Annotated in this window: 2 protein-coding genes and 1 riboswitch; both genes read right to left on the minus strand. The window is 67.4% G+C overall.

The features are described from left to right. The coding region (thiC, locus tag VGV06_13695; protein HEV2056205.1) for a phosphomethylpyrimidine synthase ThiC at nt 1–1,318 on the minus strand (1,318 nt) is incomplete at its 3' end. Next, nucleotides 1,307–1,420, minus strand: a riboswitch (TPP riboswitch). It overlaps the preceding gene by 12 nt. A gap of 49 nt (nt 1,421–1,469) precedes the next feature. Next, on the minus strand, nt 1,470–1,755 hold a 286-nt coding region (locus VGV06_13700; GenBank protein ID HEV2056206.1), incomplete at its 5' end, for an ATP-binding protein.

The raw sequence follows: 1,755 nt of genomic DNA on the forward strand, positions 1-1,755 counted from the left end.
CCTTCGGGTGGCCCTTGGCGAGGTCGGCCGCGTGGGCCGCGATCTTGTAGGCGATGACGCCGTCCTTGACGTCCTGCTTGTCGGGCAGCCCCAGGTGCTCCTTGGGCGTGACGTAGCAGAGCATCGCCGTGCCGTACCAGCCGATCATCGCCGCGCCGATGGCGGAGGTGATGTGATCGTAGCCGGGCGCGATGTCCGTCGTGAGCGGTCCCAGGGTGTAGAACGGCGCCTCGTGGCACTTCTCGAGCTGCCGGTCCATGTTCTCCTTGATCAGGTGCATGGGCACGTGCCCTGGCCCCTCGACCATGACCTGGCAATCGTGCTCCCACGCGATCTTCGTCAGCTCGCCCAGCGTGTCCAGCTCGGCGAACTGCGCCTCGTCGTTGGCATCCGCCTGGCAGCCGGGCCGGAGGCCGTCGCCCAGCGAGAAGGCGACGTCGTAGGCCGCCATCAGCTCGCACATCTCCCTGAAGTGCGTGTAGAGGAAGCTCTCGGCATGGTGCGAGAGGCACCACTTGGCCATGATGGACCCGCCGCGCGAGACGATGCCGGTCACGCGCTTCGCCGTGAGCGGGACGTAGCGGAGCAGGACACCCGCGTGGATGGTGAAGTAGTCCACGCCCTGCTCGGCCTGCTCGATCAAGGTGTCCCGGAAAATCTCCCAGGTCAGCTCCTCCGCTTTGCCGCCGACCTTCTCGAGGGCCTGGTAGATCGGCACCGTGCCGAGCGGCACCGGAGAGTTGCGGATGATCCACTCGCGGGTCTCGTGGATGTTCTTGCCAGTCGAGAGGTCCATGATGGTGTCGCCGCCCCACTTGGTCGCCCACGTCATCTTCTCCACTTCCTCCTCGATCGAGGAGGAGACGGCCGAGTTGCCGATGTTGGCGTTGATCTTCACCAGGAAGTTCCGGCCGATGATCATCGGCTCGGACTCGGGGTGATTGACGTTGGCGGGGATGATGGCCCGCCCGCGCGCGACCTCGGAACGGACGTGCTCGGGCGAGCAGTTCTCCCGCAGCGCCACAAACTCCATCTCGGGCGTGATCACGTCCTTGCGCGCGTAGTGCATCTGGGTGACGGTGCGCCCGGGCTTGGCCCGAAGCCCCCAGCGCCCACCCGCCCCGGGCTCGATGTCGTCGCGCTCGAGAATCCAGTGGCGCCGGAGCGGCGGCAGTCCCTGCTTGAGGTCCACCGCGTAGTCGGGGTCGGTGGAGGGGCCGCTGGTGTCGTAGAGGCGGATGCTCTCGCCGTTGGTGAGGGTGAGCGCGCGAACCGGCACCCGGATCGAGGGGTTGGAGCCCGAGAGGTAGGTCTTCATCTGGTCTCCCTTCGCTGGCATTACCCAGGTCAGGTTGTTAGCGGTCGGCAGCAGGTTCGCTGCCCTCTCAGCCCGGGGAACCGAGCTCCCGCGTGAGTAACAGTATGGGCATGCTACGGCCAAAGGGGAGGGCGGTCAAGCCGCCGTAGCCTCAGCGCGTTGTAGGCAGCGTGAACGTGAACGTCGAGCCTGCGCCGACCTGGCTCGTCACCCAGATCTTGCCGCCGTGCAGCTCGACGAACTTCCGGCACAGGGCAAGACCGAGCCCCGTCCCCTCCTGCTTCGCGGCGCTGGCTCCCACCTGCCGAAACTCCTCGAACACCGCCTCCTGGTCCTCCGGCGCGATGCCGACGCCGGTGTCGCGGACCGACACCTCGACAGCCCCGTCCCGCGGCGCGGCCCCGACCTCGATCCGGCCACCCTCGGGCGTGAACTTC

The sequence above is a fragment of the Candidatus Methylomirabilota bacterium genome (assembly GCA_035936835.1).
GTDB lineage: Bacteria > Methylomirabilota > Methylomirabilia > Rokubacteriales > CSP1-6 > AR37.